General features: G+C 58.0%; 1 protein-coding gene. It reads left to right on the top strand.

What is annotated here, in order from left to right:
* Positions 1-147 precede the first annotated feature (147 nt).
* Positions 148-9,611, top strand: a 9,464-nt coding sequence (locus tag WC515_08905) for a hypothetical protein (protein MFA5147477.1), incomplete at its 3' end; no start/stop codon positions are given.

The raw sequence follows: 9,611 nt of genomic DNA on the forward strand, positions 1-9,611 counted from the left end.
ACGGCGCCTCAGGCAACGCGCGCCTCTGAGAAAGCCGCCGCTGTAGCAGCGCCGGGTGAAGCAGGTGAAGGCGTAGCCTCACCTCGTGCTACTGCTGTAGCAGCTCCTGTAGCGGCCCCGGAGAGCGGTGCTCCGACAATGGGTCAGGTGCCTGCTGGCACGCGGACAGGGGCAACATTCGCATCCGTACCGTTCGCTCCCGCGCTCTCCGGCAGCATACAGCCTTCATATACATACGCACCTGCATATACACCTGCGGATACGACGACAGCGCCTGCGACAGGAGTTGCTCCGTCAGGTGCAGCAGTCGCCAGGACCCCGGCATATACGCCTCAGGCAGAGTTCGGCACAGACCAGAGCGGAACGGGTGTACAGGCACCGGGAGCCGCCAGGACAGTAACCGCGTTCACATCCGTACCGTTCGCTCCCGCGCTCTCCGGCAGCATACAGCCTTCATATACATACACATCTGCATATACACCTGCGGATACGACGACAGCGCCTGCGACAGGATATGCGTCAGGCGCTATCCCGTACGCTTATACAGGTACCGGATATAATCCGCAGGTCTCATATACATATACGACATTCGATGGCGGTCCAACGTCGGCCACGATGATGCGGCCGTCGCCCGTTCTTAGTGCACCACCCGTGGCGCCCGGTGTTAAACAAACAGCGACCGGCGGAGTAACTTCCCCTCAGCAGTTGCAGCGCCCTGCTCCGTCTCTGCCTTCTTCTACTTATACTGTGCCGGGCACAACGCCCGGAATACCGGGACCGGGCACCATACCCGGACAACCCGGCACACCGGGACCAGGAGTTCCTATACCAGGCATGCCGTCGACCCAACAGCCGCAGATCCCGGGCAAGATCGCTCAGCAGCTCTTCGGCTCATTAGCTACACCGCCTTCCGGCACAGGCACCCGTCCCGGCCAGACGCCGCCGCCCAGCACTACTTCTCCGCTCGATTCTATGCATAGAGGCGGTCCGCTTTCCACCGCGCCTGTAACCGGAGCGATCGGCGGTCCTGCAAGCGGCACCGGTACGGCCCCGACAACGCCTTCATACCTGCCTTACAGCGGTACGCCTTACAGCGGCATACCTTATACAGGCCAGTCGACCGCAGAGACCGGGACGTATTCAGGCCTGGATGCGAGCGGCAACGTCTATGTGTCGCAGAATGGCGGCGCCACATGGGTCGACAGCTCAGGCAACACATATAGACGCATAGGCACTACGCTCGTGGACGTGAACGGCAATCCTGTCGTCACGTTAGTCGCTTCTGATATGCCGGGGGCTCCGGAATATGCGCCTGCCGCTTACTATTACGGAGGTCCGGGCGGCGCAACAGGGGCGATGCCGGTGACGGCGAACCAGGTAATACAGACGCCGGACGGCGTCGCATGGACATATAACGCCCAGACGGGGCAGTTCGTGCCTGCTCAGGTCCACGCTCAGGCTTTGCCGATAGCCCAGGGCCAGACGGTCCGGACGCCGGACGGCTCCGCATGGACCTACGATGCCCAGGCAGGCAGATTTGTACCGGCGCCGGCCCAGACAATAGCGGCGGTATCGGTCGCCCCGAGCCAGACGGTCCAGACCCCCGATGGCTCTACCTGGACCTACAATGTCCAGACGGGAGAACTGGAACGTACGATGACCGCGGTCCCGTCGACGCAGGCTATCCCGGTCGCCGCAGGCCAGACGGTCCAGACACCGAACGGCTCCAGGTGGACTTATAATCCCGAAACGCGGCAATTTGACAGGGCGCCGGCAGGACAGGCAGCCACTCCTGTATCGGGCCAGACCGTACAGCCGGGTGTCGGAGCCACGGCTCCTACGGTGCAGGATGTGCGGCAGAGGATGGGAGAGGCCCAGCGCGCAGAGGCGAGATACGGTTACGATAGCGCTGAGGCTGTCCGGGCGCGCGCGCAGGCAGAGGCATTCACGGGCCGGGTTTCAACCGAGACGTTACAGGGCGCGATATCATCTATAGATGAGGAGATAAACGTCCTCAGGTCCACGCTTGAGGCGATGGAAGATAAGCTTGCCCGCGGCGAATACGGCGAGAACGGGTCTGAGAAGATGGCGCCGTTCCTCGATTCTTTAAGGAACAGGATAAATGCACTTGAGGACCAGAAGGCGGGGCTCGAAAGCGCGCTGAAGTCGGCCAGGGCAGAGGGAAGGACTGAAGAAGAGGCGCCTGCCGCCGCAGAGGTCTCTCAGGCCCAGGCCGTCCCGACAGCTGACGTGGCAGCCGAAGCTGCAAAGCCCGCGGAAGGTGAAGCGTTGACCGCCGATGAGGCCGCCGCGATCGCGCCGCTCATCGACAGGGCGATAGCGGAGGCGGAGGAAGATATAAGGAACGAAGGCGGCGAGTTGACCACAGAGAATGTTATGACAAAGGCCCAGGAGAAGCTGAGGGAGCTCCTGAAAGAGAAAGGGCTGACGCTCGAGAAGATATTGAAGACGATACGCCTGGAACAGTTACTGCGGAGCAGGATAGAAGAGAAGAGATCAGAACAAGCGGTACCGCTCAACGAGAAGGCGTTAGCTGAACAAGCGGTAGCGGAAGCCGACAGGCTGGGCGCAGAAGATATAGCCGTAATAATGAATGATCTTGCGTATATTGAAGCCACCAGCAATATAACGATAGAAAATAAAGAGCTGCTTGCCAGACTGATACTTGGGGCGCAGCGTCTCGGCATGTCTCTTGGCTTGAGCCCTCTAGTGATCCAGCGGGTCCTTAGAGAAGCGATGAAGGCGGCAGGTATTTCCGAATCACGCGTAGGCCTGGGCACATTGGCGATGTTAGGCATGGGCGGAGTCGCGCCCGGGAGCACGAGCGAGGGTAGCGGCAGGACCGCCGAAGGCATGCTCAATCTCCCCGGCAGGCGGCCGGATGGGACTGTAGTGGATAACGTTAAGGATATGGAAGACGATGAGCTGAGACAGATGATCACATATGCCAGAAGGGCATGGAAAGCGGAGAGCAGAAGAGAGGATCCGTCCAGGGAGAAGATGGATAGATTATTAGAGGACTTTAATGCGCTGAGGGGAGAGATGAAGGCCAGGAGAGCCATGAGGGCAGAGGCTGCCGCAGCCAGATCACAAAGAGAGGGGATGCTCAATAATCCTGTCCGCAGGGCGGATGGGACCGTCCTCAATAATGTGAAGGATATGACCCTCGGTGAGCTGAAGCAGGCATTCAGATATGCCGAAGGGGCATGGAAAGCGGAGACGAAGAAAGATGATCCGTCCCAGGACAGGCTGAACGACATAATAGCTGACGCCAATACGTTGAATAGAGAGATAAGTGCGAGAGAGACCGTCGTGGAAACCGAGGCGCCTGTTGCTCCGTCCGAAGAAGTGCGGGGACCGGCTGCGCCCGAAGCAGGGACGACGCCGGTATCTGCAGATAGCGCCGGCAAAGCTGAGCCGGCCGCAGAGAAGGCCGCTCCGGCAAAGACGAAGACACCTACCCAGCAGAGGATAGCAGACCTTGAGGCCGAGCGGGAAGGTCTCCGTACGGATAAGGCCGATAAAGAGTCCGAGATGGAGACCCTGGAAGCGAAGTGGCAGGACGCGGCGGATGAAGTAACGCGCGGAAATATAGAGAAGAGGATGAAAAATCTCGGCGGTGAGATAGAAGGCATCGATAGCAGGTTAAGGCATATCCAGGGCGAGCTCAGCTTCCTGAGGGCGAACCCTAAATATCTCGATAAGTCGAGGATGGCCGCCCCGAGAAAGTCCGACGCCGCACACGAGGCATATCGGGAGGCCGAGCGCAAATTCCGCGCCGGAGAGATAAGCGAAGCCGAGCTGCTTGCCGCCGTGAAGGCCTACGGCGATGCCGTCAGGGATGAGACCGCCCCGAGCCCCGGGGTGAAGACCGAGACGAAGCAGCCGCGTGACATATTCAAGACGCCCACTGCCCGGGAGCTTAGGAAACTCCTCAGGGGCAGGGATCCGCTCTGGAAGAGGGCGGTCAATTTTGTAAAAGACAGGCGGAATTCACGCGAGATACGAAAGCTCAATAAGGAATCATATATACGCGGTGTCATAGAGAAGAACCGGGTGGAAGCGCTGGATAGACTGGCCGGCCGCATGGGAGAAGCGCTGGGGCTCGACTCAGAGCAGACGAAGACGATGAGGGAGCTTTTGAAGGATCCTTCCCTGGCCCTCGACCAGATATTGAGGATATTGGGGATAGACAGCACAAAGGCAGAGGTCAGGAATAAGCTGCAGAAGATCATCGATGAGGTCAAGAGAGAGGTCGAGGGGAAGGTCAGGAGCGGCGCATCGGCGAAAGAGATAGCGATGGACGGGGCCATCGCGGTCATACTATCTGTCTTCCTGGAGAAGGGGGCCAGCCTGTTCGGTGAACAGATCTACGCAGGGCAGATGCTCGCGGATGATGTCATCATCCAGCTTGGTACAGGTGAAGGGAAGACCTTCGTAAGCATAGTGGGGCTCTTCCTGAGAGGGGTAGAAGCGAAGACGGGAGAAAGAGGCGTCGTAGCCCAGATAGTGACGACCGATGCTCTAGCCAAACGTGACTTCGACGGGACGCGCGGGATATTCGAGAGATTGGGGATGGATCCAGCCTGCGTAACCAGGGATATGGGTGTGACCGAAGGGGATTTCCCGGATGCGACTGAGAGGCAGAGAGAGATCGCGAAGCGTAAACAGGCGGCTTACAGGACGGATGTCATATACGTAGCGGCCTCGACGCTCGCCTTCGACATGCTCCATGATATACGGGAATCCAGCTCAGGCCGTCGCTACATACCGGCGGACAGCAAGCTCAAGATGAAGCTCTACTACGCGAACGTCGATGAGATAGATAACGTGGTGCTGGACCAGGCGCTGAGCGACTTCATACTTTCTGAAGGGCAGAACGTCCTGAGGAAGGGCCCCGCGGCGGTCTACGCCATAGCCGATATAATAGCGCGGCAGATACTGAGAGAAGGCGGAGAACTGAAGCTGGAGCTCGTCGATATAAACGGCACGACCCGGGAAGTGCCGGCCAATATGTACTACATAGTCGACAGGACCACGCGGGCCATCATACTTACGGACGAAGGCAGAAAGGCCGTCGGGATGCTGATGGGGCTCCTGGGCGGCATCGTCTCCAAGGATAAACTTCCTACACCTACTATGGGGCAGGTGATGAGGGCACTTGAGGCGCACCTCCTGTACGAGAAAGGTGTTCACTACAGGATAGGCACAAGGAAGAACGGCAGGGGCGAACTTATAATAGTGAGCGAATTCACAGGCCGTGACCAGACGGGCCAGAGGTGGGAAAGAGGCCTTGCCCAGGCGGTCGAGATGAAGGAGTCGCTCGACATACAGGCAGAGTCGAAGACGTCGGCCAAGATAAGCATACGCGACATACTCGTCAACTCTTTCGAACACTTCAGCGGCCTGAGCGGAACGATCACCGAGGCCCGTAAGGAACTGAAGAGGCTTTTCGGCAGGAACGTCGTCGCAGTGCCTTCCCACTACGAGAAGATACGGGATAGTAACGACACGACCGTAGTCCTGACAGGAAGAGAGAAGATGTCCGACGTGCGTAAGAAGATATCGGATATACAGGCGAAGAAGCCGGGCGCCCCGATACTCGTCGTCCTCAGGTCGATGAATTCCGCGAACGCATTCTATGACGCGCTGGCCGGAGAATTCAGAGAGGAGGTCAGGCGAGACCTTGCGGTGGATGAGGAATGGAAATGGAAGGGCGAAGAAGAGATCAGAGGTGAGGTCGAACGCCGTCTTAAAGAGAAGGTCCAGGTCCTCGATGCCTTCAATGAGAAGGACGAGGTCACGATAGTCGCGACCGCAGGCAGGCCGGGCATGATCACGATAGCGACCAATATCGCCGGCCGCGCAACAGATATACAGCTGCCCGGCAGGGGTGAGATGATGGATTTCGCGAAGGATAAGGCCGGCCTTGAAGCATATAACATCGAAGAGCTCGGCAGATTATTGGACGAGCTCAATAAAGACAGGAACAGATCGACCAGGGAAGAAAAGGTGAAAGAGATCGGGAATTTCTTCGACATGCTCGAAGGCAGGATAGGGGCGGATGTCGAAGCCCTTGCCGAGCTCAAGACGATGATATTCACCACATATGTATACGGACTCCAGTTAATACGCGAGGTCAATAAGTCGAAGCGCATAGACAGGCAGGCAGACGGCAGGTCCGCCAGGCAGAATAATCCGGGCGAGACATGGTCTGTCTTCTCTCTTGACGGCGAAGACCTGGCGATACTAGAGAGAGGGCTGTACAGGAACGGTGATATTATAGACAGGTTCAGATTTAATCAGATCAAATCGATAATCAAAGAAGCCAAGAACCGGGGCGGAAAGCTGACGGCCGGAGACGTAGAATTCATACGCAAAGAGATAGGCCGCGCGCAGGAGAATATCGACAGGGCGGAATACAGGGGCAGGGCGAACGCCGCGCGCTTCAATACATTCGAATTCAAGATGCAGGAGGCGTACCATGAGGTGAGGAACTCCATCCTGCGCGACGCGAAACCGTCGGAGCTCTTCAGTAAATTTGTCGGCAAGGCGGTCACGAAGTTCGTCGAGCAGTACAGGAAAGGTGATATGAAGTGGGAGGATGTGACCGATGCCGTAAGGTCGAGGTTCGGCATCGACATAAAGGGCGTGAGCGAATCGACCGTCAAGAGGCTGAGCGACGGCGGATTGAAGCAGGTCCTGACCGAAGCCATAATGACTAATATGTCGGAAGGCGAGGTCGTGAGCTCGGTGACCCGGGCCATCGACGATACGTGGGTCAAGTTCCTGGCGGAGTCGAGGGACGCGCGCGGCAGGATGTGGTTCTGGAGGTATTCGAGGCGCATGACGAGAGGGTTCGTCAGGCTGATGACGAACTTCACGGAGAGGGTAGCGGAGACGATGACGACGCCGAGGGAGACGAAGGCGGAGTCGGTGGATGACGAGACCGCAAAGGGTGCGGTCGAGAAGGCGAGGAACACCGCGGAGAGATATATGGGTATGCTCTCGTCCGGAAAGGATAAGGGGAAGGATAAGGCGGAAGAGGCGAAGCCGAAGAGGGCAGGTATCCTGGAGCGCCTGCGTGAAAGGCTCTTCGGGCCGCGCCTCGTGATGACCATAAGCGGTGTCGTGCTGGAGGAGACGCCGGGTAAGTCGTCTTTTGCCGGGACGACCGTAGCTGAAGAGACCGCGGCTGAGGCCGGGGCGGAAGAGGCGGAAGGTAAGGCGAAGCCGGTCGATATTTCAGCGAGCGTAGAGGGAGAACTGGCCAAGGAAGGTAAGCCAGGGGAGTCGGCCGAAGAGCGTATGGTAGACAAGATGTGGACCGACGTCCGCGAAGAGTCCGACAGGGTGGATGGCGCCGTAAAACGCGCGGAGGCGCTCGCATCGGAAGGAAACCCGGATGAGGCGCTGGAGCTACTCGATAATACGGAGAAGGAATTTGAGAGAGAAGAGGGCAGGCCGCTTAATGCCACGAACAGGGAATTGGTCGATGCGGTGAGGGATGATATACGCGCCCGCAGGGAAGAGTTTATAGCCGGCGCGGTGGAGTCCGCAAGGAGGGATATGGCGGAAGGCAACATGAAGGGCGCGCACAGTAAGCTCGCCGGGTTCCAGCCGCCTCCGGAAGAAGAGTTCGAAGATATAGGCAAGGAGGCGGACCGGCTCGCGAAAGACGCCGAGAGCCGTATAGTCGCCGAAGCGACGGCCTCCGCTACGGACGCGGCCCAGAGAGGCGACCTGCACGGCGCGCTGACCACATTGAACGGCCTCGCGAGGGACGGCTTCAACACACCGGCAACAGACGCATTGAGGAGAGAGATAGCCGGTAAACTGAGAGCGGAGAGGGTACCGTCCGTCTATAAACCGAAGAGCGCGCTGGAGAAGAAGATGGAGAAGGCGCTTGAAAAGATCGGGATGAAGACGACGTCGAGCCGCCTCGCAACCGTCATAAGCACGGGGCTCTTAATAGGGGCGTGGCTGATGCCCGGTGTGCGCGAGTACCTCATAGTGAGCTCCATAGTCACCAAGATGGTGATGTCGGAGAGGTTCCTGGCCAAATGGTCGAAACTCTCCGGCTGGGGCAGGGCGTTCATAGCAGTGGAAATCCTGGAGATGATAGTCGATGTGCCGTATCTCGCGGAACTGGCCCTCGACGCCATAGGCATACCGGGGCCGTCGTTATGGACAATGGCGCTCTCCGGCATATTGACCACAGCTATGATGAAGTTGTTCGAGAAGACGGGCCTCGAAAAGAGGGCCGCCAAAGAGGAGGCAAAGAAGACAAAGGATAAGTTCGAGAGCGCCTGGAAGGCGGTATCTGCCGAAGGCGATAATATAACGCTCGCGCGGCTTAATGCTATCGCCGAGGAACACGGCCTCGACCAGGCGCAGCGGAGACAACTCGTCGAGAAGCTGGGCATGGATAACGCATTCTTCAACGATTCAGTCGAGCTCATATCCGCCATAGATGCGCGCATGCTGGCGTTCGTCACGGCAGGAGACCTGAAGGGCAAAGATATGAGGGCTCTCCTTAAGAAGATGCTGCCCCACCTGCCGAATATGGTGCCCGGTAAGGCCGAGGCGATAGCCCGCCTCATCGACAGAAAGATGATGGGCAGGGAAGAGTATATAAGGACGCTCGCATTGATAGCCGTCAATCTCCTCAGCCCGTTCAGGGTCGATTGGGACAGGATGCCGGAATTCGCGCTGTGGGGCATAGAAGAGGCGAAACTCGTAAAGGTGATCGGGCTTCTCCATAAGAACCTCGGCGACCAGGGCCCGTCCGATTGGAAGGAAAAGAGCATCACGGATGAAAGGGACTTCGCCACCGCGATAAAGAACCAGATGATCGGGACGATACTGGCGAATGACCGTATGGATGATAAGAAGAAGAGGGCGGCCATATTTGAACTTATGGGTATCAGGCCGGACGGCATGACCGCTATACAGGAGACGCTCGCGGAAGATAAGGCAGGCAAGATCGTAGGCGAGGCGGAGAGCTGGCTTGAAGCCGTCAGGAAGCAGCCGCTCGCGGCGGCAAAGGCGGCGGCCATCGCGGTATTGAAACGCCTCGCGGCAGTGTCAGATTCCGCCATCAGGCAGAATATCGATGTTGCCAGGAAGCTCTTCGCCGTGCTCGATCCAAAGGCCGCGAAGGCCCTTGCGCAGCTGCCTGAAAAAGATCAGGAGGCCTTCCTGGTCGAATTCGCGAATGCGAAACTCGACCCGTCAAAGGATATAAGCGAACAGGCATTGGAGGCGTTCGTAAGTTATGCCTTCAATGTAGCCGCCAGGCATAATCTCGCCACGGCACGCATATACCTGAACGCGATGACGGCCGCGGTAACGCCCGATAATAAGGATATGGTCCTGAAGATACTCAATTCAAGGATCAATAGTGCCCTGAAAGGCGCAGGCATCTCTGAAGAATTCAACCAGGCGCTCAAAGAGACGGTCGGAGAGATCATATCACCGAAAGAGCCGGCAAAGACGCCTGCGGAGGAATACGATAACCTCAATGATATCATCGATAACAACCCGATAGACGACCAGGAGATATCGGACGGCTCCAAGATGGTCGCCCT

Source organism: Candidatus Omnitrophota bacterium, from assembly GCA_041650805.1.
Taxonomy (GTDB): Bacteria; Omnitrophota; Gorgyraeia; order 2-01-FULL-45-10; family 2-01-FULL-45-10; genus JBAZKM01.